Source organism: Pseudomonas sp. BN414 (assembly GCF_029871275.1).
In the GTDB taxonomy this organism is placed as follows: domain Bacteria; phylum Pseudomonadota; class Gammaproteobacteria; order Pseudomonadales; family Pseudomonadaceae; genus Metapseudomonas; species Metapseudomonas resinovorans_C.
In genome coordinates this window covers 30,684-53,682 of sequence record NZ_SSOL01000071.1, presented here as the reverse complement: position 1 = coordinate 53,682, position 22,999 = coordinate 30,684, and the positions used below count along the sequence as shown (strand labels likewise).

The following is a 22,999-nucleotide window of genomic DNA, read 5'->3' as shown; positions in this document are numbered from 1 at the left end:
AGTGCGTCGCGCATGGCAGGCGAGGGTATTACTTGGATGCAGTTTCTGCAGCCGGTTTCTGCGACAGGCTGTAAACGTACGCAGCCAGCAGGTGCACCTTGTCGTTGCCGAGGACTTGCTCCTGGGCAGGCATGGTGCCTTGGCGACCATAACGGATGGTCTGTTGCAGCTGGGCGTAGCTGCTGCCGTAGATGAAGGCGTTCGGGTGGGTCAGGTCCGGTGCGCCCATGGCCGGGGTGCCCTTGGCTTCCGGACCGTGGCACGCCACGCAGTTGGCCGCGAAGATGGCTTTACCGGCTTCCGGATCGGCCTTCACGTCCTTCGGCAGTTCGCGACCGTGGAGGGTCACGCGCAGGAAGGCGGCAACATCGCGTACGCCCTGGTCGCCGACAACTTCGCCCCAGGCCGGCATCACGCCATGGCGACCACCCATGATGGTGGTCTTGATGGTCGCGGACTCGCCGCCCCAGCGCCAGTCGTGGTCGGTCAGGTTCGGGAAGCCGTAGGCGCCCTTGGCGTCGGAGCCGTGGCATACGGAGCAGTAGGACGCGAACATGCGGCCGCCCATTTTCAGGGCTTTCGGGTCCTGGGCCACTTCTTCGATCGGCATGGCAGCGTACTTGGCGAAGATCGGACCGTATTCCTTATCGGCCTTGTCCATCTCCTTTTCCCACTGGTGGACGCCAGTCCAGCCGGTCTGGCCGTTGGCGAAAGGCTTGCCGTCGGTTACTTCGCCGTAACCGGGGAAGATGCCTTTCCAGTTGCCCATGCCTGGGTACATGACCAGGTAGCCGACGGCGAAGATCAGGGTGCCGACGAACAGCATGAACCACCACTTGGGCAGCGGGTTGTCATATTCCTCGATGCCGTCGAAAGCATGGCCGACGGTTTCTTCGGTGCTTTCCTGGCGCTGGCCACGACGGGTGGCGAAGATCAGCCAGGTCAGCGCTACCAGCGTGGCGCTGGTGAGCAGGGTTACATACCAACTCCAGAACGAAGTCATTCTTTGTTACTCCTAGAATCTTGCTCGTCGCGCTTGGAGGATTTGGGCGGCTCATCCGCGAAGGGCAGGTTGGCAGCCTCGTCGAAGCTGCTTTTGCGCTTGCTGCTGTAGGCCCACAGCACGACGCCGATGAAGGCGACGAATACGATGAAGGTGCCTATGCCGCGGAGAGTCCCGATATCCATCTTGCGTTACCGTTTGTTCTTGATAGAGGTGCCCAGGCCTTGCAGGAACGCGACCAGCGCGTCCATCTCGGTCTTGCCTTTGACTGCCGCCTTGGCACCGGCGATGTCTTCGTCGGTGTAGGGCACGCCCAGCTTGCGCAGAGCTTCCATCTTGTCGCCGGTGTGCTTGCCGTCGAGCTTGTTCTCAACCAACCAGGGGTAGGAGGGCATCTTCGATTCCGGCACTACGTTGCGCGGGTTGTACAGGTGCGCACGGTGCCAGTCGTCGGAGTAGCGGCCGCCAACGCGGGCCAGGTCCGGACCGGTACGCTTGGAACCCCACAGGAAGGGGTGATCCCAGACGCTTTCGCCGGCAACGGAGTAGTGGCCATAACGCTCGGTTTCAGCGCGGAACGGACGGACCATCTGCGAGTGGCAGCCAACGCAGCCTTCGCGGATGTAGATGTCGCGGCCTTCGAGTTCCAGCGCGGTGCGCGGCTTCATGCCTTCCACCGGAGTGTTGGTGACGTCCTGGAAGAACAGCGGCACGATTTGCACCAGGCCGCCAATGCTCACGGCAATCACCATGAACAGGGCCAGCAGGCCGATGTTCTTCTCAACTAATTCGTGTTGCTTCATTAGTGAGCTCCTTGCGGGATCTGCGCAGCGGCGTCGTATTCAGCCGGCTTCGCAGCACGTACGGTGCGATAGGTGTTGTAGGCCATCAGCAGCATGCCAGTCACGAAGAAGGCGCCGCCGATCATGCGCACCAGGTAACCCGGATGGCTGGCTTCCAGAGCTTCAACGAAGGAGTAGGTGAGGGTGCCGTCTTCATTGACTGCACGCCACATCAGACCCTGGGTGATGCCGTTGACCCACATGGAGGCGATGTACAGCACGGTACCGATGGTGGCCAGCCAGAAGTGGGCGTTGATCAGGCCAACACTGTGCATCTGCTCGCGAGCGAACACCTTCGGAATCAGGTGGTACAGGGAGCCGATGGAGATCATCGCTACCCAGCCGAGGGCGCCGGCGTGTACGTGGCCGATGGTCCAGTCGGTGTAGTGGGAGAGGGCGTTGACGGTCTTGATGGCCATCATCGGGCCTTCGAAGGTGGACATGCCGTAGAAGGCCAGGGATACCACCAGGAAGCGCAGGATGGGGTCGGAGCGCAGCTTATGCCAGGCGCCGGACAGGCTCATCATGCCGTTGATCATGCCGCCCCAGCTCGGAGCGAGCAGGATCAGGGACATGGCCATGCCGAGGGACTGGGCCCAGTCCGGCAGGGCGGTGTAGTGCAGGTGGTGCGGACCGGCCCAGATGTACAGGGTGATCAGCGCCCAGAAGTGCACGATGGACAGGCGGTAGGAGTAGATCGGACGCTCGGCCTGCTTCGGCACGAAGTAGTACATCATCCCCAGGAAGCCGGTGGTCAGGAAGAAGCCCACGGCGTTGTGGCCGTACCACCACTGGATCATGGCGTCGGTCGCGCCGGCGTACATGGAGTACGACTTGAAGGCGTAGACCGGCATTTCCATGCTGTTGACGATGTGCAGCATGGCGGTAACCAGGATGAAAGCGCCGAAGAACCAGTTGCCCACGTAGATGTGCTTGGTCTTGCGCTTGATGATGGTTCCGAAGAAGACGACGCAGTAGGTGATCCAGACGATACCCAGGAGGATGTCGATCGGCCACTCCAGTTCGGCGTATTCCTTGGAGGAGGTGTAACCCAGCGGCAGCGTGATGACTGCCAGCACGATCACAGCTTGCCAACCCCAGAAGGTGAAGGCGGCCAGACTATCGGATACCAGACGGGTCTGGCAGGTGCGCTGCACCACATAGTAGGAAGTGGCGAACAGTGCGCATCCGCCGAAGGCGAAGATCACCGCGTTGGTATGCAGGGGACGCAGGCGGCCGAACGAAGTCCAGGGGAGGTTCAGGTTGAGTTCCGGCCACACGAGTTGTGCGGCGATGAACACGCCTAGACCCATCCCTATGACCCCCCAGATCACCGTCATAATGGCGAACTGGCGGACCACCTTATAGTTATAAGCAGTCTGACTGATTGCTGTGCTCATGCTAGGGGTTCCACGGTTAATGGAGTTTTTTGGGGACAAAAAATCGGCGGCAAGTATGGAGAAAGAGGGTGGCCATTGCAACGACACAAGCCGACACAATCCGGGCTGAGAAGCCCACTGGACAAGGATTTGCGGCTGTGCTGGCGGCACTTTCCGACATGCTGTCGACGCCAGGGGTGTTGCGCGGCAGGAGGGAGCGCCTTGGACTTGTGACCAGTAGCAACTCGAAAGCAGCTTAGTCGATGTCAAAGGCGAGAGGGTGTTACTGGTCGGAGAGGTGCGACACTGAGTCGCACTATATAAAGGAAGGGGTGGACACTTCCCTGTGTCCCAGGTACCCGGCTCAGGGTGCCTTCTTGCGCGGCATGCAGTTCGGCCCTGGGGCCTTACTGCAAGGTTGGGGCGGCACGTCCTTGCGCCACCCCAGCTTTTCTCTTACTTGATCGCCAATTCCTGGTCTTTGCTGGACAGGCTGTAGATGTAGGCAGCCAGCACATGGACCTTGTCCTGGCCCAGGTATTCCTGCTGGGCTGGCATCTGGCCGTTGCGGCCGTGGCGAATGGTTTGTTGCAGTTGGGCGAGGCTCGAACCGTAGATCCAGCCGGCCGGGTGGGTCAGGTCAGGCGCGCCCATGGCCTCAGTGCCCTTGCCTTCGGTGCCATGGCATGCGACGCAGGTAGTGGCGAACAGTGCTTTACCGGCTTCCGGGTCCGCTTTGGTGCCTTCCGGCAGCTTCAGGCCGGCGAGGTCCTGACGCACATAGGCAGCGACATTCTTCACGCCATCGTCACCCAATACATCGCCCCACGCCGGCATGGCGGCGATCCTGCCGTGCAGAATGGACGTCTTGATGGTTTCCGGATCGCCGCCCCAGCGCCACTGGCTGTCGGCGAGGTTGGGGAAGCCCATGGCGCCCTTGGCATCCGATCCATGGCAGATCGAGCAGTAGGTGGCGAACAGGCGTCCACCCATCTTCATGGCTTGCGGGTCCTGCGCTACTTCTTCGATGGACATGGCGGAATAGCGGGCGAAGATCGGTCCGTACTGTTGCTCGGCCTTGTCCACTTCGCGTTGCCATTGGCCTTCCTGTGTCCAACCGTCGGCATAACCGGGAAACAGGCCTTTCCAATTGCCCAGGCCCGGATACATGACCAGGTAGCCGGCCGCGAAGATCAGGGTGCCGACGAACAGCAGGAACCACCACTTGGGCAGTGGATTGTCATATTCCTCGATGCCGTCGAAGGCGTGCCCCATGGTCTTGTCCGTGGTGCCCTTCGACTCGCCCTTGCGGGTCGCGAAGATCAGCCACAGCAGTACCAACAAGGTGAAGATGGTGAGCAGGGAGATGTACCAGCTCCAGAAAGTGGTCATGCGCGATTGCTCCTAGAATCATTCCGGTCATCGTCGGCGAAGGGCAGGTTGGCAGCCTCGTCGAAGCTGGCCTTGCGCTTTCCGCTGTAGGCCCAGCAGATCACTCCGAGGGTGGCGATCAGCACCAGCAGGGTGCCGAGGCCACGCAGGGTTCCGATGTCCATGGCCCTACCTCTTGTTCTTCAGGCTGGTGCCCAGCACCTGCAGGTAGGCGACCACGGCATCCATCTCGGTCTTGCCTTTCACCGCTGCTTGAGCGCCCGCGACGTCCTCGTCGGTGTAGGGCACGCCGAGGGTCTGCATGGCGCGGATCTTTGCGGCAGTGTCCTTCCCGTCCAGGGTGTTCTCCACCAGCCACGGGTAGGCCGGCATCTTCGACTCGGGCACTACGTTGCGCGGGTTGTACAGGTGCGCACGGTGCCAGTCGTCTGAGTAGCGGCCACCGACGCGGGCCAGGTCCGGACCGGTACGCTTGGAGCCCCACAGGAAGGGGTGATCCCAGACGCTTTCGCCAGCGACGGAGTAGTGGCCATAACGCTCGGTTTCAGCGCGGAAGGGGCGGATCATCTGCGAGTGGCAGCCCACGCAGCCTTCGCGGATGTAGATGTCACGACCTTCCAGTTGCAGGGCGGTGTAGGGCTTCATGCCGTCGACCGGTGTGTTGGTCACGTCCTGGAAGAACAGCGGCACGATCTGCACCAGGCCGCCGATGCTGACGGCCAGGACCATGAACAGCGCCAGGAGACCAACGTTCTTCTCGAGTTTCTCGTGCTGTTTCATCAGTGGGCTCCTTGCGGGATCTGCGCGGCGGCGTCGTATTCGGCTGGCTCGGAGGCCTTCACGGTGCGCCAGGTGTTCCAGGCCATGAGGAACATGCCGCTGAAGAAGATGGCCCCGCCGATTACCCGCACCACGAAGCCGGGATGGCTGGCTTCCAGGGCTTCAACGAAGGAGTAGGTGAGGGTGCCGTCTTCGTTGACAGCGCGCCACATCAGGCCCTGGGTGATGCCGTTGACCCACATCGAGGCGATGTACAGAACGGTGCCGATGGTGGCCAGCCAGAAGTGCGCGTTGATCAGTGCGGTGCTGTACATCTGCTCGCGACCGAACACCTTCGGAATCAGGTGGTACAGCGAGCCAATCGACACCATCGCTACCCAGCCAAGGGCACCGGCGTGTACGTGGCCGATGGTCCAGTCGGTGTAGTGGGAGAGGGCGTTGACGGTCTTGATGGCCATCATCGGGCCTTCGAAGGTGGACATGCCGTAGAAGGCCAGAGATACCACCAGGAAGCGCAGGATGGGGTCGGAGCGCAGCTTATGCCAGGCGCCGGAAAGGGTCATCATGCCGTTGATCATGCCGCCCCAGCTCGGTGCCAGCAGTACCAGCGACATCACCATGCCGAGGGACTGGGCCCAGTCCGGCAGGGCGGTGTAGTGCAGGTGGTGCGGACCGGCCCAGATGTACAGGGTGATCAGCGCCCAGAAGTGCACGATGGACAGGCGATAGGAATACACCGGCCGCTCGGCCTGCTTGGGCACGAAGTAGTACATCATCCCCAGGAAGCCAGCGGTCAGGAAGAAGCCCACCGCGTTGTGGCCGTACCACCACTGGATCATGGCGTCAGTGGCACCAGAGTAAAGGGAGTAGGACTTGGTCAGAGTGACCGGGATTTCCAGGTTGTTCACCAAGTGGAGAATGGCCACGGTGAGGATGAATCCACCGAAGAACCAGTTACCCACGTAGATATGCTTGGTCTTGCGCTTCACCACGGTTCCGAAGAAGACGATGGCGTAGCTGACCCAGACAATGGTGATCAGGATGTCGATCGGCCATTCCAGCTCGGCGTATTCTTTCGAGCTGGTCCAGCCCATTGGCAGGCTGATGGCGGCCAGCACGATCACCAGCTGCCAGCCCCAGAAGGTGAAGGCGGCGAGCTTGTCGGAGATCAGGCGGGTCTGGCAGGTGCGCTGCACTGCGTAGTAGCTGGTGGCGAACAGCGCGCATCCGCCGAAGGCGAAGATCACTGCGTTGGTGTGCAGCGGGCGAAGTCGGCCGAAGCTCGTCCAGGGAAGGTTGAAGTTGAGTTCCGGCCAGGCCAATTGTGCGGCGATGAGAACGCCGAGCCCCATCCCGACGATTCCCCACACCACCGTCATAATGGCGAACTGGCGGACCACCTTGTAGTTATAGGCGGTGCTGCTTGCTGTGCTCATGTTATGGGCTTCCGTCCACGGTTTTTAGATAGCGCGGCAAGCATGGTGAAAGCCCATTTCGTGGCTATTGATCTGGATCAATCGCCCACAATCGACGGAGAAGTCTGAATGCTCTTGTGGAACAGGCCTGATGGCCCGGCTTCGTACACCCTCGTCCTGGCCCATGGTGCCGGGGCGCCGATGGACAGCCCGTTCATGGATGACATGGCGCAAAGGCTCGCCGCGCGTGGTGTTGCGGTGGCCCGATTCGAGTTTCCCTACATGGCCGTACGGCGGGAGGATGGACGGCGCCGACCGCCAAATCCCCAGCCCCAGCTCTTGAGCTGCTGGCGGGAGATTCACACCCTCGTGCGACAGCAGGTCACAGGGCCGCTGGCCATCGGCGGCAAGTCCATGGGAGGGCGGATGGCCAGTCTGCTGGCCGATGAGTTGGGCGTCGACGCGCTCGTTTGCCTGGGCTATCCGTTCCATGCCGTCGGCAAGGCGGACAAGCCCCGTGTCGCCCATCTGGCCGATCTCAAGACCCCGACGTTGATCGTGCAAGGTGAGCGCGACCCCATGGGGGACCGCCTGACAGTGGCCGGCTACAGCCTGTCGGATGCCATTCGCGTGCAATGGCTGGTGGCGGGGGATCACGACCTGAAGCCGCTCAAGGCATCAGGTTTCAGCCATGAACAGCACCTGGACAGCGCGGCGGACGCCGTGGCCGCGTTTCTGGCGGGCTGAGTCCCGCTACTTGCGGGCTACGAGCAGGTCCAGTACCCCACCGCCGTCCTTGATGGTCTGCAGGATGATCTCGGAGCGGATATCGGTGACGCCATTGGCGCGGTTCAACCGGTTCACGATGAAGTCCGAGAACTGCTTCAGGTTGCGCACCTGGACCCGCAGTACGTAGTTGCTGTGCCCGGTGACGATGTAGGCGGCGATCACTTCTGGCCAGCCCTGCACCTTCTGGACGAAGCGTTCATGCCAGCCTTCCTCGTCCTGACGCATGGAAACATGGACCAGGGCTTCCAGTTCGACACCCAGGCGCTCGGCATCCAGTACCGGGCGGTAGCCGCGGATGATGCCTTCGTCCTCCAGGTTGCGCAGCCGGCGCAAGCAGGCAGACGGCGATAGCGCGACCTTCTCCGCCAGCTCCTGATTGCTGATGCGTCCGTTCTGCTGCAGGCAGAGCAGAATGCGAAGGTCGGTAGCGTCCAGGTTCAATTGAATATTCTTCTCTTGTTTTGAAGATTTTCAGAATTATCTGCGAACTAATGGGGTGAGTGGCGCAAAGATAGCACGAAAATTCGATGGACCTTGCAGCATGATTCTCTCGCTTGAGGAGGAGGACGAACATGCACGACGACAAGGTCCTGTGGGACATCAGCCCACCGCTGGACAGCAGTACCCCTACCTGGCCGGGCGACACGCCTTTCCAGGAAGAGCGCTGCTGGCGGATCGACGAACACTGCCCAGTCAATGTCGGGCGCATCACCCTGTCGCCCCACACCGGCGCCCACGCCGACGCGCCGCTGCACTACGACTCCACTGGGGCGGCTATCGGTGCCGTGGATCTCGCGCCTTACCTCGGACCCTGCCGGGTCATTCATTGCCTGGATGCCGGGCCGTACGTGCGGCCCGAGCAATTGGCACCCCAACTTGACGGGGTGCCGCCCCGGGTCCTGATCCGCACCTGGCACCAGTCACCCCTGGATACCTGGCCTGAGCACTTCGCCGCCATCCACCCCGGCTGCATCGAGCTCCTGGCCCATCACGGTGTGATGCTGGTGGGCACTGACACGCCCTCCCTGGACCCGCAGGACAGCAAGAGCCTCGACGCCCACCGCGCAGTGGCACGTCAGCGCATGGCCATCCTCGAAGGCCTGTTGCTGGATGAGGTGCCGTCCGGCGACTACGAACTGATCGCCCTCCCTCTCAAATTCACCCATCTCGATGCCAGTCCGGTTCGTGCCGTGCTGCGTCGTCACTCGAATTAGGAAAAGACCATGACAACAAGAGAAGACTGCCTGGCACTTGATGCTCGCGACTCACTTGCCGCGTTGCGTGAGGACTTCGCCCTGCCCGAGGGCATGATCTATCTGGACGGCAACTCCCTCGGCGCTCGCCCGGTTGCGGCCCTGGATCGAGCGCGCCAGGTGCTGGCGGACGAGTGGGGTGACGACCTGATCAGCAGCTGGAACAGCGCAGGCTGGCGCGGCCTGCCGGAGCGCCTGGGCAACAAGTTGGCGCCCCTGATCGGTGCCGGCGAGGACGAAGTGGTGATCACCGATACCACGTCCATCAACCTCTTCAAGGTGCTGGTGGCAGCCCTGCGCGTGCAGGCCGGACGCGATCCGTCGCGCAAGGTGATCGTCACCGAGACCAGCAACTTCCCCACCGACATCTACATGGTCGAAGGTCTGGCCGACATGCTGCAGCAGGGCTACAGCCTGCGTCTGGTGGACCGCCCGGAGGACCTGCCGGCGGCCATCGGCAATGACACCGCCGTGGTGATGATCACCCAGGTGAACTACAAGACCGGCTACCTGCACGACATGGCCGCGCTCACCGCGCTGGCCCACGAGTGCGGCGCGCTGACCATCTGGGACCTCTGCCACTCGGCCGGCGCGGTGCCGGTGGACCTCAAGGCTGCCGGCGCTGACTACGCCATCGGCTGCACCTACAAGTACCTGAACGGCGGCCCCGGTTCGCCGGCATTCGTCTGGGTTTCCCCGGAACTTCGGGAGCTGGTCTGGCAACCGCTTTCCGGCTGGTGGGGCCACGCCCGCCAGTTCGGCATGGAGCCCCGCTACGAGCCGGCGCCGGGGATCGGTCGTTACCTCTGCGGTACTCAGCCCATCACCTCGATGGCCTTGGTGGAGTGCGGCCTCGACACTTACGCCAAGACCGACATGCAGGCCTTGCGGCAGAAGTCCCTGGCGCTGACCGATCTGTTCATCGACCGCGTCCAGGCCCGCTGCGGCAAGCACCCGCTGACGCTGGTCACCCCGCTGGAGCACGCTCGTCGTGGCAGCCACGTGAGCTTCGAGCACCCTGAAGGCTACGCGGTCATCCAGGCGCTGATCGACCGGGGCGTCATCGGTGACTACCGCGAGCCGCGAATCATGCGTTTCGGCTTCACTCCGCTCTACACCCGCTTTGTCGATGTCTGGGACGCCGCGGAAATCCTCGGCGAGGTACTCGACAGCGGTGCCTGGCGCGAAGAGCGCTTCATGACCCGCAAACAAGTGACCTGATCCAGAACCACAAGCCCCTTGCCCGGGTGCCATCCCCAGGAATGGCGCCCAGCCTCGACCCCATAAACACAAAAAGAGGTTGAATCCATGAAGCTGAATCCGTCGTCGGCGTGCCCGTTACTGCTGCTCGGAGCCTTGAGCCCCCACCTGATGGCCGGGGAGGCCGAAGGTGGCTTTTTCGACGACAGTCGCCTGGTCCTGACCCAGCGCAACTTCTACTTCCATCGCAACATCCTGAATAACCCGGGTGGGCAGAACTACCGTGAGGAGTGGGCCCATGGGATGATCCTGGACTACAGCTCCGGCTTTACCCGGGGCACCGTTGGTTTCGGCATCGATGCCTACGCAAACCTCGGTCTGAAGCTCGACAGCAGCCGCTCTCGCACCGGCACCGACCTGCTTCCAGTGGATTCCGAAGGGCAACCCGAGGACGAGTACTCGGAAGTGGGCGCCGCGGTGAAAGTTCGCGTCTCACGCAGCGAGCTGAAGTACGGCAGCCAAGCCCCCATGAATCCGGTGTTCGGTACGGGCAACGCGCGATTGTTCACCCCGATGGCTATCGGCATTTCGCTCAACAGTCGGGAGATCGATGATCTGCTGGTGGATGCCGGCCATTTCACCGCTGGTAATGACGGCAATTCCACCAACTCCGACGGGGCGCTCAAGGCACTCTACGCCCAGGTGGAAACGCGCCGGGTCGACTACGCGGGACTCAACTGGACGCCCTCCAACGGCACCAGCTTCTCCGTCTATGGCTCGCGCTTCGAGGACATCTGGCGGCAGTACTACGCCAGTGCCAGCCAGCGCCTGGACCTCGACCAGGGCCGGGCCCTGACGTTCGACCTGAATCTCTACCGCACCCTCGACCAGGGACAGCAGCGGGCGGGTGAGATCGACAACACCACCTGGTCCCTGTCCGGACGCTACAGCCAGGGCCCCCACGCACTGACCCTGGCCTACCAGCGAGTGCATGGCGACGAGCCATTCGACTACCTGGGCTTCGATCGCCAGCCGGGCACCTCGATCTTCCTCGCCAACTCGGTGCAGGTGCTCGACTTCAATGCCCCCAACGAGCGCTCCTGGCAGCTGCGCTACGACCTGGACCTGGCAGCCTTCGGCGTACCCGGCCTCAGCTTCATGACCCGTTACATCAGTGGCGACCACATCGACGACAGCCACTACCGGGGCGGCCCGAACGGCGCCTACGGCCGCTATGGCGAGGATGGCAGGCGCTGGGAGCGCGATATCGAGTTGCGCTACGTAGTGCAGTCCGGTCCGGCGAAAGACCTCTCGCTCCGCCTGCGCCAGGCCAGCATCCGCTCCACCGAAGAGGTGGCCCGCGCCGATACCGCGGACAACAACGAACTGCGGGTGATAGTCGAGTACCCGCTGCAACTGCTCTGACGCCTGCCACAACGACAAGACATACGAGGCACAAATGACCAACAAGACTGGATTCGCCGCAATCGCGGCTCGTGAGCAGGGGCTCAAGCGCCAGCTCACTTCGGCGCAGATGAGCATGATCGCCATCGGTGGCGCCATCGGCACCGGGCTCTTCATGGGCAGCAGCTTCGCTATCGGCTTCGCCGGGCCGGGTGTGCTCATCAGCTATTCCATCGGTGCACTCATCGCATTGTTGCTGATGGGCTGCCTGGCGGAAATGACCGTGGCTCATCCCACCTCCGGCTCTTTCGGCGCCTACGCCGAGTACTACGTTGGCCCGATGGCCGGCTTCCTGGTGCGCTATGCCTACTGGGCGGCCATTGTCCTGGCGGTAGGCACCGAAGTGACCGCCATTGCCCTGTACATGAAGTACTGGTTCCCGGATGTGGCGGGTTGGGTGTGGATCCTGCTGTTCTCTTCCGTGCTGGTCCTGACCAACGCCATCAGCGTCAAGGCGTTCGGCCATTTCGAATATTGGTTCTCCGCGATCAAGATCAGTGCCATCCTCGCCTTCATCCTGCTGGGGGCCTGGCTGGTGTTCGGTGGCCAGCACCCGGAATACGGATTCCACCATTACGTTGAACATGGTGGCTTCCTGCCCCATGGCCTGTCGGGCGTCTGGATCGCCGTCATCATCGCCATCTTCAGCTACCTGAGCATCGAGATGATCGCGGTGGCGGCCGGCGAGGCGGAGCAACCGGAGGTGGCCGTGAAGAATGCCTTCCGCGTGACCATGGTGCGGCTGGTGGTGTTCTACATCTTCACCCTGGCGCTGATCCTCGCCATGGTGCCCTGGGACCAGTCGGGGCAGGGCGCCCAGAGCCCCTTCGTCACTGTGATGCAGCAGGTGGGCATCCCCGGCGCCACGGGCCTGATCAACTTCGTGATCCTGGTGGCGGCGCTGTCGGCGATGAACAGCCAGCTCTACACCACGACGCGGATGATGTTCAGCCTCTCCCGCGCGGGGCACGCGCCCAAGGCCATGGGCCGGGTGAGCAGTGCCGGGGTGCCGTTGAACGCCCTGGCGATGTCCTGCACCGGCGTCGCCCTGGCGACCCTGGTCAACCTGGCGTTCCCAGAGGAGTCCTTCATGCTGATGATGGCGATTTCCATCTTCGGCGCGCTTTTCGCCTGGATGATGATCTTCCTCACCCACTACCGTTTCCGCCGTTACCACGAACGTCACGGCAGTGCGCGACTGTCCTTCCGCATGTGGGGCTTTCCCTGGGCGACGCTGTTGGGCCTCGGATTGATGCTGGCGATTCTGGTGACCACCGCCTTCGTACCGGCCTTCCGCATGACCTTGGTGTTCGGCGTGCCTTTCCTTGCACTGCTGGCGCTGGCCTATCAGTTGTACTTCCGCCAGGGCACGGAGGTAGTCCGGGAAGGGCAGGGGGCGTAAAGGTCGTTGTGGACCTCGCGATCCACACGCAAATAGAAAAAAGGGCGCCTTTCGGCGCCCTTTTTCATGGTCGGTGTCGTCAGCGGTTGAACCTGTCCACCAGGGAATACTGCCCCTGAGCGGTGTGGGTCAGCTCCTCGCTGAGCAACGCCGTGCGCTGGGCCTCTCCCGAGGTCTGGTCGGCCAGATGGGCGATGCTGCTGATGCTCTGGTTGATCTGTTCGGCCACCGCGCTCTGTTCTTCGGTTGCGGCGGCGATCTGGTCAGCCATGTCAGCGATGTTGGCCACCGCTTCGCTGATGCCCACCAGTGCCTGGTCCGCCTGGAGCACGCGCTCGACGCCTTCATCCGCCTGGCGACGACCATGCTCCATGGTGTGCACGGCTTCCTCTGCGGTTTTCTGCAGCTGGGCGATCAGCTGATGGATCTGCCCGGTGGATTCAGCCGTGCGCTGGGCGAGTTGGCGCACTTCGTCGGCGACCACGGCAAAGCCACGGCCCATCTCACCGGCGCGGGCGGCCTCGATCGCGGCGTTGAGTGCCAGCAGGTTGGTCTGGTCGGCGATGCCTTTGATCACATCCACCACGCCACCGATCTCGTTGCTGTCCTGAGCCAGGCGCGTGACCGTCTCGCCGGTCTCGCCCACCGATTGCGAGAGACGCTGGATGGCCTCGCGGGTTTCGGCGGCGATGTTGCGGCCCTGGCTGGTCAGGCGATTGGCTTCCTGGGTGGCGTCGGCGGTGCGCTGCACGTTGTTGGCCACTTCCTGGGTGGTGGCGGCCATCTGGTTCACGGCAGTGGCCACCTGCTCGGTTTCCACCCGTTGGCGTTCCAGCCCTTCCGAACTGTTATGGGCCAGGGCATCCGCCTGGCGAGCCTGCTGGGTCAGGTGTTCCGCGGTGTCCTGCAGACGGGTCAGGCAGGTCTTCAGGCGGGCTTCCTGGCTGAGCATGGCCATTTCCAGGCGCGCCTGGACGCCCCGGCTGTCGGTATACATCTGAGCGATCAGCGGGTCTGAGGTGGTCTGCTCGGCCAGGTGCAACAGGCGCTTGATGCCGCGGTTCTGCCAGGCGAGTCCAACCAGGCCCAGCGGCACCGAGACCAGTGCGGCCAGGAGGAAGCCCCAGTGGGAGTTCAGCCAGGCACCGATCAGGAAACCGATCTGGCTGATGAGGATGAAGGGCAGCCAATCCTGGAGAACCGGCAGCCACTTGTCGCGGCTGGGGATGGCCGCCTTGCCGGTGTTCAGGCGCTGGTAAAGGGCTTCGGCACGACGCACCTGCTCGGCGGTGGGTCTGATCCGCACGGACTCGTAGCCAGTGACCTGGTTGCCTTCGAAGATCGGGGTGACGTAGGCATTCACCCAGTAGTGATCGCCGTTCTTGCAGCGATTCTTCACCACCCCCATCCAGGGGCGACCCTTCTTCAGGGTGGTCCACATGTGGGCGAATACAGCAGGGGGGACGTCCGGGTGTCGCACCAGGTTGTGCGGGGAACGAATCAGTTCGTCGCGGCTGTAGCCGCTGATCTCGACGAACGCCTCGTTGGCATAAGTGATGACGCCCTTGCTGTCCGTAGTGGAGATCAGGCGCTGCTCGACGGGGAAACTGCGTTCCCGCTGGGTAATGGGTTGATTATTTCTCATAGTTTCCTTCCGCAAGGCTTACTGCTTCTATCGGCATCTATGCGCCAAGGTTGAGCCTTTTCTTTGGGGCGCAGAGTCTAGCCGGCTTTCGGAGCCGGCTGTCCGATTGCCTTGCTGGAGCGGTTCGATTACCGCACTCGCCCTTGGAGCTGAGTAGGGGAGAAGGCCCCGGAAGAACAAGGTGCTCAGTTTCCGGGGGCTTGCGGGTGGGAGGACGTTTCAGCCGGCGAGCAACTGCCGCAGCACGTAATGAAGGATGCCCCCGGCCTTGAAGTACTCCACTTCATTCCGGGTATCGATGCGGCAGAGCAGTTGGGTGCTGTCCTTCGAGCCGTCCTCGCGGGTGATTTCCAGGCTGAGGTCCATGTGTGGCCGCAGGCTGGCGCTTTCCAGGCCGCTGATGGCCAGGGTTTCCTTGCCGGTCAGGTTAAGGGTCTTGCGATCCTGACCATCCTTGAACTGCAACGGCAGTACGCCCATCCCCACCAGGTTGGAACGGTGGATGCGCTCGAAGCTTTCGGCGATGACCGCCTTGATACCCAGCAGGTTGGTGCCCTTGGCGGCCCAGTCGCGGGAGGAGCCGGTGCCGTATTCCTTGCCGGCGATTATCACCAGCGGCGTGCCTTCCGACTGATAGCGCATGGCGGCGTCGTAGATGGCCAGCTTCTCGCCGCTGGGGATGTGCAGGGTATTGCCGCCTTCCTCGCCGCCGAGCATTTCGTTGCGAATGCGGATATTGGCGAAGGTGCCGCGCATCATCACTTCATGGTTCCCGCGCCTCGATCCGTAGGAGTTGAAGTCCGCCGGGGCCACGCCGTGCTCACGCAGGTAGCGTCCAGCCGGGCTGTCGGCCTTGATATTGCCGGCAGGCGAGATGTGGTCGGTGGTCACCGAGTCGCCCAACAGGGCGAGGATGCGCGCCTGGCGCACATCCTCCACCTTCGGCGGGGCGCCGGTGATTTCGGCGAAGAAGGGCGGGTGCTGGATATAGGTCGAGTCGGCCTGCCAGGCATAGGTGTCGGACTCCGGTACCGCGATCGACCGCCACTTTTCGTCGCCGGCGAAGACCTCGGCGTATTCCTTGCGGAACATCGCGGTATCCACTTTCCGGATGGCTTCGGCGATTTCCTGCTGGCTCGGCCAGATGTCCTTGAGGTAGACCGGTTGGCCATCGCTGCCTACGCCGAGCGGCTGGCTGCCGAGGTCCAGGCGCACGCTGCCGGCCAGGGCGTAGGCGACCACCAGGGGCGGGGAGGCCAGCCAGTTGGCTTTCACCAGCGGGTGAACCCGACCTTCGAAGTTGCGGTTGCCGGACAGCACCGAGGCAACGGTTAGGTCAGCTTGCTGGATGGCTTGCTCGATGGGGTCCAGCAGGGGGCCGGAGTTGCCGATGCAGGTCGTGCAGCCGTAACCCACCAGGTTGAAGCCGAGCTGGTCCAGGTAGGCGGTGAGGCCGGCGGCGCGGAAGTATTCGGTCACCACCTTGGAGCCGGGAGCCAGTGAGGACTTGACCCAGGGTTTCCGTCGCAGGCCCTTTTCCACGGCTTTCTTCGCGACCAGGCCGGCGGCCATCATCACGCTGGGGTTGGAGGTGTTGGTGCAGGAGGTGATCGCGGCGATGACCACCGCGCCGTCGTCGAGGCTGAACCGTTCGCCATCATCCAGCGTCACGCTGATGCTTTCAGCAGCGGTGGCGCCAGCGGGCCTGACCTGAAGGTCCAGCAGATCACTGAAGGCTCCCGGTACCTGGGGCAGCGGCACGCGATCCTGCGGGCGCCGGGGGCCGGCCAGGCTGGCTTCGACACTGCCGAGGTCCAGCGAAAGCGAATCGGTGAACACTGGCTCATGGCCTGGTTCGCGCCACAGGCCCTGGGCCTTGCTATAGGCCTCCACCAGTTGCACGGTTTCCTCCGGCCGACCGGACAGGCGCAGGTAGCCCAGGGTGATGTCGTCCACCGGGAAGAAGCCGCAGGTGGCACCGTATTCCGGGGCCATGTTGGCGATGGTGGCGCGATCGGCCAGGGGCAGGTCGGCCAGTCCGTCGCCATAAAATTCGACGAATTTTCCGACCACGCCTTTCTTGCGCAGCATCTGGGTGACGGTGAGCACCAGGTCGGTGGCGGTGATGCCTTCACGCAGCTTGCCGGTGAGCTTGAAGCCGATCACCTCGGGAATCAGCATCGACACCGGCTGGCCAAGCATGGCCGCTTCGGCCTCGATGCCGCCGACGCCCCAGCCGAGCACGCCCAGGCCATTGATCATGGTGGTGTGGGAGTCGGTGCCCACCAGCGTGTCGGGGAAGGCGTAGGTGAGCCCGTCTTCTTCGCGGGTCCAGACGGTTCGGGCGAGGTACTCGAGGTTGACCTGGTGGCAGATGCCGGTGCCGGGCGGCACCACGCTGAAGTTGTCGAAAGCCCGCTGACCCCAACGGAGGAACGCATAGCGCTCGCCATTGCGCTGCATCTCGATCTCGACGTTCTGCTCGAAGGCGGCCTGGGAGGCAAAGCGGTCCACCATCACCGAGTGATCGATCACCAGATCCACTGGCGACAGCGGGTTGATCCGCTGCGGGTCGCCGCCCGCCGCAGCCACGGCGGCGCGCATGGCGGCCAGGTCCACCACCGCAGGCACCCCGGTGAAATCCTGCATCAGCACGCGCGCGGGGCGGTACTGGATTTCGCGATCCGAGCTGCGTGGGCCGAGCCAGTCGGCCAGGGCCTTGAGGTCGGTGGCAGTGACGGTTTCGTTGTCCTCCCAGCGCAACAGGTTCTCCAGCAACACCTTCATCGACATGGGCAGCCTGTCGATTGCGCCCAGGCGTTTGGCCGCCTCGGGCAGGCTGAAGTAGTGGTAGGTCTTGCCGGCGATTTCCAGGCTGCGGCGGCAGTTCAGGCTATCCAGGGAAGGCATCGGATTTCTCCTTGAGGCCCACACGGCATGGGCCGGCTGCTCGTACGGAATCTAAAACCCTAGCTCTGCTTGGCGGGTCTTGCCATTTCAGCCGACCGTCAGGTGGGAGTGGGGTTCCCCTCGCGGTTGTATCCGGCTGTAGGAAATTCCTTCCTGGCCTGTGTGAAAACGGGCGCCGCGCAACTATAGTGCGCGCCCAGGAGGAACCCCGATGAACACCTTGCTGTTGCACTGCCGCCCCGGTTTCGAGGGCGAGGTCTGCGCCGAAATGACCGAGCATGCCGCCCACCTCGATGTGGCCGGTTACTCGAGGGCCAAGCCGCAGAGCGCCTGCGCCGAATTCGTCTGCACCGAGCCCGGTGGCGCCGAACGGCTGATGCGCAAAGTGCGTTTCAGCCAGTTGATCTTCCCGCGCCAGTGGGCCCGTGGTGAATATGTCGACCTGCCGGAAACCGACCGCATCGGTGTACTGCTGGAAGCGCTGGGCGATTACCCAGTGTGCGGCAGCCTCTGGCTGGAGGTGCTGGACACCAACGAGGGCAAGGAGCTGTCGACCTTCTGCCGCAAGTTCGAGAAGCCCTTGCGCGCGGCCCTGACCAAGGCCGGCAAGCTCAAGGACGATCCGCAGCTGCCGCGCCTGCTGCTGACCATCCGCAGCGGCCGCCAGGCCTTCGTTGGTCTGGCCGAATCGAACAATTCGGCACTCTGGCCCATGGGAATCCCGCGCCTGAAGTTTCCCCGCGAGGCGCCGAGCCGCTCCACCCTCAAGCTGGAGGAAGCCTGGCATCAGTTCATTCCACGCAACCAGTGGGATGCGCGCCTTGCTCCCGGCATGACGGCCGTCGATCTGGGCGCCGCGCCGGGTGGCTGGACCTGGCAACTGGTGCAGCGGGAGATCAAGGTCACCGCCGTCGACAATGGTCCGATGGCGGAGAGCCTGATGTATTCCGGCTTTGTCGAGCATCAACGCGCTGACGGCTTCACCTTCAAGCCGCGCCGGCCGGTCAACTGGATGGTGTGCGACATCGTCGAGAAACCCGCCCGTACCGCCGCGATGATCGAGACCTGGCTCGGCGAGGGCTGGTGCCAGGAGGCGGTGGTCAACCTCAAGCTGCCGATGAAGCAGCGCTATGCCGAAGTGCAGAAGCTGCTGGCACGCATCGAGGCCGGGATGAAGGGCAGGGGGCTGAAGGTGTCCATCGCCTGCAAGCAGCTCTATCACGATCGCGAGGAAGTGACCTGCCACCTGCGCAGGTTGTAGTGCTGCTTGTAGGGGCGAATTCATTCGCCAAGCAGGCCGAAGGTCTGTCCCTCAAGGCCTGATAGGGCAGCTGCGCTGCCCTTGGCGAATGAATTCGCCCCTACAGCTCCATCCGCTCCACCCAGTAACTCTGCTTGTGCCCCCGCACCTGGTACTCCGCCATCAACTGCTCGGCTTCACCGCGGCTCAGTCCGGCACGCAGGACGAACACGTTGCCGTTGTCGTCCAGCCGCTTGACGCACCAGTTGCGCTCAGGGGATTCGGGCATGGCGAGCTCCTGCAAAGCTCCATGCTGCGCCGTCTTTCACTGGCTGGCGAGCGGTGCTTCCAGAGGCAGGAGCGGCGGCAGGCTGACGAGCCCCTTCAGCGTCGTCACGCCCGGATTCCAGGAGCTGTTGAACAGGTATTGGCCGCTGAAACCGCTGACCTTTAGACCCAGTTCATCGCCGGGCTGGAGCAGGGCGCTGGCGACGGCGAGATCGACCCGCCCAGCCTTGAGCGGCGTGCTCTGTTCGCTGAGCGCTTCGACCTTGCCGCCGGCACGTCGCACCGCCAGCGAGGCGAACAGCAGTGGCGCATCGGCGTCGCGATCCAACTCAAGGCGCACACTGCCCACCAGTCCGCTCGTTGCCTCGACCTTGCGCAAGGGAATGAAGCTGGACGGGCTGAGCCAACCGCTGGTCAGCGGGCGGACACGGGTTTCTGGCAGGGGCTGGAGTGCATCGGCTTGGGGAAGTCGTTGCAGTGCCAGCCCGTGGTCCAGGTCGAGGCTGAGGCAAAGGTCCGGCACGCTATCGGCAGCTCCGGGCCGCCCACGCAGTTTGTCTTCATACCAGGCGACTACTGCCTGGTAGAGGTTAATGGCGCGATCGCCACAATGCAGGACTGGCTCGTTGTTGAAGGGCGGCAGGCCACTCCAGCGCTGCAGGGGCGGCGGCAGGATGTGCCCACCCTGCATCCCCAGCAGACGTACGTCGGCGTCGCCTTGGCCCAGGCATTCGCGGATGGCCAAGCCCTGGTCGAGGGGGAAAAGCGTATCCCGCAGGCCCTGGATCAGTAGCGCATCGGCGTGGGGGCGCTGGCCGCGCTGGCAATAGCTGGCGAGGCTGTGCGCCTTGAGCTCGGCCTGCACCTGGGGTGTCATCTCGCCGCCGGCGCTTTTCAGGTAAGACGCCTGGGTGAATTTGCCCAGGTCGTAGCCCGTGGCGACGCCCAGGCCCAGCAATACGCCGGTCCAGCCCACCTTCATGTGTCCGCCCGGTGCCAGGGCTTCCGACAGGTCGTACCAGGTGGCGATGGGCACGATGGCGTCGATGCGCGGATCTTCCGCCGAGGCCAGCAGTTGCACGGCGCCACCGTAGCTTTCGCCCAGCATACCGACACGTGGGTCGCCGGGGCCGTCCATGCTCAGGCGTGGCAGGTGACTGGCGGCCCAATCGATGACGGCGAGTGCGTCCTGCACCTCGTAGCGCGGGTCCATCATCTCGATGTTGCCGTCACTGCCGCCCCAGCCGCGTTGGTCGTAGCTGATCACCCAGAATCCTGCACGCCAGGCTTTGAGCGCTGCGCGCCCGGACATCATCTGCTGGCCATAGAAACCCTCCGGCCCGGTCACGCGCCATCCGCCCCAGCCGTGGGTGTGCACCACGACGGGAGCCTGCTCCCCTTGTTTGAGGGCGGGTTGAAAGACGGTGGCGGATAGCCGCGTGCCGTCGCGAGCGGTAATGACGGTTTCGAAATGGGTCGCAGGCAGCTCGCGATCGGCGAGGGTGCTGAAGTCGGGGAGCTGTTCGCGGGCGGCACAGCCGTTGAGCAAGAGGAGGGCGAGTAACAAGCTGGCGAGGCGCATCGGAGGACCGCTGGCAGGAATGACCGCCTCAGCTTGCCCGAGCAGACGGTGGGAAAGAGCCCATCCAAGGTTGTGCAGCGTTGTGGCCAGACGTCGCAGCACGGGCTTCAAGGCTGGGCGGGCAACCGGCTTTGCGCCACAATAGCTGCCAGTTTTCGGAGTGCCCCATGTCCCAACAGCCTGATGCCATTCTCGACGCCACCGGCCTGAACTGCCCAGAGCCAGTGATGATGCTGCACAACAAGGTGCGCGACCTGCCGGCCGGCGGCCTGCTCAAAGTCATCGCCACCGATCCGTCCACCCGCCGCGACATCCCCAAGTTCTGCGTCTTCCTCGGCCATGAACTGCTGGACCAGTCGGAAGAGGCTGGTACCTACTTCTACTGGATTCGCAAGAAGTCCGACTGATGCCCTTCTACTTCGCCTACGGTTCGAACATGAATCCGGCGCGGATGCGCCATCGTGGCCTGGCCTTCAGCGAAGCCCTCGCCGGGCGCCTGGAAGGTTATGCCCTGTGCTTCAACAAGCGCGCCCACGACCGCCCCGGTCGATCCTATGCCAACATCCGCTACCAGCGGGACGGCGTGGTGGAGGGCGTGCTCTACCGCCTGGAGCACGAGGATGAGATCTGGAAGATGGACCCCTTCGAAGGTACGCCGATCTTCTACAGCCGGGAGCGCATGCCGGTAGTCACCGCCCGAGGTGTGCAGTCTGCCTGGGTCTATGTGGCCAATCCGGCCATGCGCGAGGACGGCCTGTGGCCGACCCGCAGCTACCTGGAACACCTGCTGGCTGGCCGGGAATTCCTGACGCCTGCGTACTGGGAGAACCTGGCTGCCGTTCCGGCCCATGCCGACGAGTGATACGTCCTGTGCAAGAAAAAGGGCCGCTTGAAGCGGCCCTTTTTCGTTAGCTGCGAATCCTCGCTCGCGCACTGCGTGCCAGCCGCAGGCTGAGCAACAGCGCCGCGCAGGTCAGGCCTACGACCAGGCCCTGCCAGAGCCCCTTGGGACCGCTGGGTTCGCCCAGCCAGTTGGAAAGCCCGAGCGCATAACCCACGGGCAGACCGATGCCCCAGTAGGCGAACAGCGTGATGATCATGGTCGCGCGAGTGTCCTGATAGCCGCGCAAGGCGCCGGCGGCGGCGACCTGGATGGCATCGGAGAACTGGAACAGCGCGGAGTAGACAATCAGCATCGCGGCCACGGCGATCACCTGCGGATCGGGCGAGTACATCTTTGCGATCAGCTCACGGCACAGCAGCATCAGGCTCGCCGAGATGCAGGCGTAGGCCAGCGCGGTACCGATACCGACTCCCGCAGCGAAGCGCGCCGCCCGTGGATCGCCGCGGCCCAGGGCCTGGCCCACACGCACGGTGACGGCCATTGCCAGGGCGTAGGGAATCATGAAGATCAGCGCGCTGAAGTTCAGGGCGATCTGGTGGCCGGCGACCACGGTGGCGCCCAGGCCGCCGATCAGCAGGGCGATCACGGCGAAGATGCTCGACTCGGCGAATACCGCGACGCCGATGGGGACACCCACCGAGAGCAGGCGTTTCATCAGCGCCAGTTGCGGCCGGTCGAATCGCTCGAACAGCTTGCTCGGCTTGTACGCCGGTGCGCGGGTCACCCAGGTCAGCATGCCCAGCAGCATGAACCACATCACCGTGCCGCTGGCCCAGCCGCAGCCCACGCCACCCAAGGCGGGCATGCCGAAGTGGCCGTAGATCAGGATGTAGTTCAGCGGAATGTTCAGCAGCAGGCCGCAGATGCCCAGCACCATGCTCGGACGCGTGCGGCCCAGGCCATCGCTGAAGCAGCGCAGTACGTAGTAGAGCGCCACGGCGGGGAAGCCGAAGGCGATACCGTGCAGGTACCCCATGGCCGGGTCGATCAGCTCCTGGTCCACGCCCATCAGCTCGAGAACAGGGCGTGCGTTGACCAGCAGCAGGGCACCGCTGAGACCGACCGCCAGCGCCAGCCAGAGGCCCTGGCGCACCAGGGGGCCGATGTCTTCCTGCTTGCCGGCGCCGAAGCGCTCGGCAACCTTGGCGGTGGTGGCGAGGAGGATGCCGGTCATCAGCAGGAAGACCGGAATCCAGATGGAGTTGCCGAGCGCCACGGCGGCGAGGTCGCGCGGGCTGACGCGGCCGGCCATGACGGCGTCGACAAAGCCCATGGCGGTGTTGGAGAGCTGGGCGATCATGATGGGAGCCGCCAGCTTGAGCAGCGCGCGCAGTTCCGTGCTGGCGCGACTGAGTCGGGTTTCTGCGTGATTCACTGAGAGTTCCATATCGATAAGGCGTCCTCCGGGCGTGCCGGTGGTGTCCATGCTGAGAGTGGCTGTAAGGGGTCTGGACGTTGCCTGGTCACGACGGGCTCGCGACGGTTCACTATCCCAGCCTTTGCAGAAGAGG

General features: G+C 63.6%; 22 protein-coding genes. 8 read left to right on the top strand and 14 right to left on the bottom strand.

The window, feature by feature from the left end; translation table 11 throughout:
- Positions 1-28: 28 nt before the first annotated feature.
- The 8 genes from ccoP (E8E95_RS18300) to ccoN (E8E95_RS18265) form a co-directional block, all read right to left on the bottom strand.
- Positions 29-1,003, bottom strand: coding sequence for a cytochrome-c oxidase, cbb3-type subunit III (gene ccoP / locus E8E95_RS18300; RefSeq protein WP_280352518.1), 975 nt, complete (start codon positions 1,001-1,003; stop codon positions 29-31).
- The gene (locus E8E95_RS18295; RefSeq protein ID WP_179061999.1) at positions 1,000-1,188 is read right to left on the bottom strand and encodes a cbb3-type cytochrome c oxidase subunit 3; all 189 of its coding nucleotides are present in this window, start codon (positions 1,186-1,188) and stop codon (positions 1,000-1,002) included. Before E8E95_RS18295 ends, ccoP (E8E95_RS18300) begins: the two co-directional genes overlap by 4 nt.
- A 6-nt stretch (positions 1,189-1,194) precedes the next feature.
- Positions 1,195-1,806, bottom strand: coding sequence for a cytochrome-c oxidase, cbb3-type subunit II (gene ccoO, locus E8E95_RS18290; protein ID WP_179062000.1), 612 nt, complete (start codon positions 1,804-1,806; stop codon positions 1,195-1,197).
- The gene (gene ccoN, locus E8E95_RS18285) at positions 1,806-3,245 is read right to left on the bottom strand and encodes a cytochrome-c oxidase, cbb3-type subunit I (protein WP_280352514.1); all 1,440 of its coding nucleotides are present in this window, start codon (positions 3,243-3,245) and stop codon (positions 1,806-1,808) included. Before ccoN (E8E95_RS18285) ends, ccoO (E8E95_RS18290) begins: the two co-directional genes overlap by 1 nt.
- Before the next feature lie 435 nt (positions 3,246-3,680).
- A complete protein-coding gene (ccoP, locus tag E8E95_RS18280) occupies positions 3,681-4,616 on the bottom strand; it encodes a cytochrome-c oxidase, cbb3-type subunit III (RefSeq protein ID WP_280352512.1) in 936 nt (311 codons plus the stop codon).
- Positions 4,613-4,780, bottom strand: coding sequence for a cbb3-type cytochrome c oxidase subunit 3 (locus E8E95_RS18275; RefSeq protein WP_120650083.1), 168 nt, complete (start codon positions 4,778-4,780; stop codon positions 4,613-4,615). Before E8E95_RS18275 ends, ccoP (E8E95_RS18280) begins: the two co-directional genes overlap by 4 nt.
- A gap of 4 nt (positions 4,781-4,784) precedes the next feature.
- Positions 4,785-5,396 (bottom strand): cytochrome-c oxidase, cbb3-type subunit II, encoded by a 612-nt coding sequence (gene ccoO / locus E8E95_RS18270; protein ID WP_179062004.1) that lies wholly within the window; start codon positions 5,394-5,396, stop codon positions 4,785-4,787.
- Entirely contained in the window at positions 5,396-6,832 is a 1,437-nt protein-coding gene (ccoN, locus tag E8E95_RS18265) for a cytochrome-c oxidase, cbb3-type subunit I (RefSeq protein ID WP_280352507.1), read from the bottom strand. The genes ccoO (E8E95_RS18270) and ccoN (E8E95_RS18265) overlap by 1 nt, the downstream gene beginning before the upstream one ends.
- A 108-nt stretch (positions 6,833-6,940) precedes the next feature.
- Between ccoN (E8E95_RS18265) and E8E95_RS18260 the strand changes: the two genes are divergently transcribed.
- Positions 6,941-7,558, top strand: a complete 618-nt coding sequence (locus E8E95_RS18260; protein ID WP_280352505.1) for an alpha/beta family hydrolase — start codon at positions 6,941-6,943, stop codon at positions 7,556-7,558.
- Positions 7,559-7,564: 6 nt separating this feature from the next.
- Here E8E95_RS18260 and E8E95_RS18255 read toward each other — a convergent pair whose 3' ends face one another.
- Positions 7,565-8,041, bottom strand: coding sequence for an Lrp/AsnC family transcriptional regulator (locus tag E8E95_RS18255; RefSeq protein ID WP_280352503.1), 477 nt, complete (start codon positions 8,039-8,041; stop codon positions 7,565-7,567).
- Between the two features lie 131 nt (positions 8,042-8,172).
- On the opposite strand from E8E95_RS18255, the gene kynB reads away from it, so the two are divergent.
- From kynB to E8E95_RS18235, 4 genes are all read left to right on the top strand, one after another.
- On the top strand, positions 8,173-8,814 hold the full coding sequence (gene kynB, locus E8E95_RS18250; protein WP_280352501.1) for an arylformamidase: 642 nt from the start codon (positions 8,173-8,175) through the stop codon (positions 8,812-8,814).
- 9 nt (positions 8,815-8,823) lie between these two features.
- Positions 8,824-10,074 (top strand): kynureninase, encoded by a 1,251-nt coding sequence (gene kynU, locus E8E95_RS18245; RefSeq protein WP_280352499.1) that lies wholly within the window; start codon positions 8,824-8,826, stop codon positions 10,072-10,074.
- Between the two features lie 87 nt (positions 10,075-10,161).
- On the top strand, positions 10,162-11,478 hold the full coding sequence (locus E8E95_RS18240) for an OprD family porin (RefSeq protein WP_280352497.1): 1,317 nt from the start codon (positions 10,162-10,164) through the stop codon (positions 11,476-11,478).
- Positions 11,479-11,512: 34 nt separating this feature from the next.
- Positions 11,513-12,919, top strand: a complete 1,407-nt coding sequence (locus tag E8E95_RS18235) for an amino acid permease (RefSeq protein WP_280352495.1) — start codon at positions 11,513-11,515, stop codon at positions 12,917-12,919.
- A gap of 79 nt (positions 12,920-12,998) precedes the next feature.
- On the opposite strand, the gene E8E95_RS18230 is transcribed toward E8E95_RS18235, so the two are convergent.
- Together E8E95_RS18230 and acnA are read right to left on the bottom strand one after the other, a co-directional pair.
- The gene (locus E8E95_RS18230; protein WP_280352493.1) at positions 12,999-14,564 is read right to left on the bottom strand and encodes a PAS domain-containing methyl-accepting chemotaxis protein; all 1,566 of its coding nucleotides are present in this window, start codon (positions 14,562-14,564) and stop codon (positions 12,999-13,001) included.
- A gap of 219 nt (positions 14,565-14,783) precedes the next feature.
- Positions 14,784-17,474, bottom strand: a complete 2,691-nt coding sequence (acnA, locus tag E8E95_RS18225; protein ID WP_280352491.1) for an aconitate hydratase AcnA — start codon at positions 17,472-17,474, stop codon at positions 14,784-14,786.
- A gap of 211 nt (positions 17,475-17,685) precedes the next feature.
- On the opposite strand from acnA, the gene rlmM reads away from it, so the two are divergent.
- The gene (gene rlmM, locus E8E95_RS18220) at positions 17,686-18,735 is read left to right on the top strand and encodes a 23S rRNA (cytidine(2498)-2'-O)-methyltransferase RlmM (RefSeq protein ID WP_280352489.1); all 1,050 of its coding nucleotides are present in this window, start codon (positions 17,686-17,688) and stop codon (positions 18,733-18,735) included.
- A gap of 100 nt (positions 18,736-18,835) precedes the next feature.
- On the opposite strand, the gene E8E95_RS18215 is transcribed toward rlmM, so the two are convergent.
- Positions 18,836-19,003, bottom strand: coding sequence for a hypothetical protein (locus E8E95_RS18215; RefSeq protein WP_280352487.1), 168 nt, complete (start codon positions 19,001-19,003; stop codon positions 18,836-18,838).
- 36 nt (positions 19,004-19,039) lie between these two features.
- The gene (locus tag E8E95_RS18210; protein WP_280352485.1) at positions 19,040-20,584 is read right to left on the bottom strand and encodes a CocE/NonD family hydrolase; all 1,545 of its coding nucleotides are present in this window, start codon (positions 20,582-20,584) and stop codon (positions 19,040-19,042) included.
- Positions 20,585-20,751: 167 nt separating this feature from the next.
- On the opposite strand from E8E95_RS18210, the gene tusA reads away from it, so the two are divergent.
- Together tusA and E8E95_RS18200 are read left to right on the top strand one after the other, a co-directional pair.
- Positions 20,752-20,991, top strand: coding sequence for a sulfurtransferase TusA (tusA, locus tag E8E95_RS18205; protein ID WP_077526325.1), 240 nt, complete (start codon positions 20,752-20,754; stop codon positions 20,989-20,991).
- Positions 20,991-21,446, top strand: coding sequence for a gamma-glutamylcyclotransferase (locus tag E8E95_RS18200; protein ID WP_280352483.1), 456 nt, complete (start codon positions 20,991-20,993; stop codon positions 21,444-21,446). The genes tusA and E8E95_RS18200 overlap by 1 nt, the downstream gene beginning before the upstream one ends.
- Positions 21,447-21,492: 46 nt before the next feature.
- On the opposite strand, the gene E8E95_RS18195 is transcribed toward E8E95_RS18200, so the two are convergent.
- A complete protein-coding gene (locus E8E95_RS18195; protein ID WP_280352481.1) occupies positions 21,493-22,875 on the bottom strand; it encodes an MATE family efflux transporter in 1,383 nt (460 codons plus the stop codon).
- Positions 22,876-22,999: the final 124 nt, after the last annotated feature.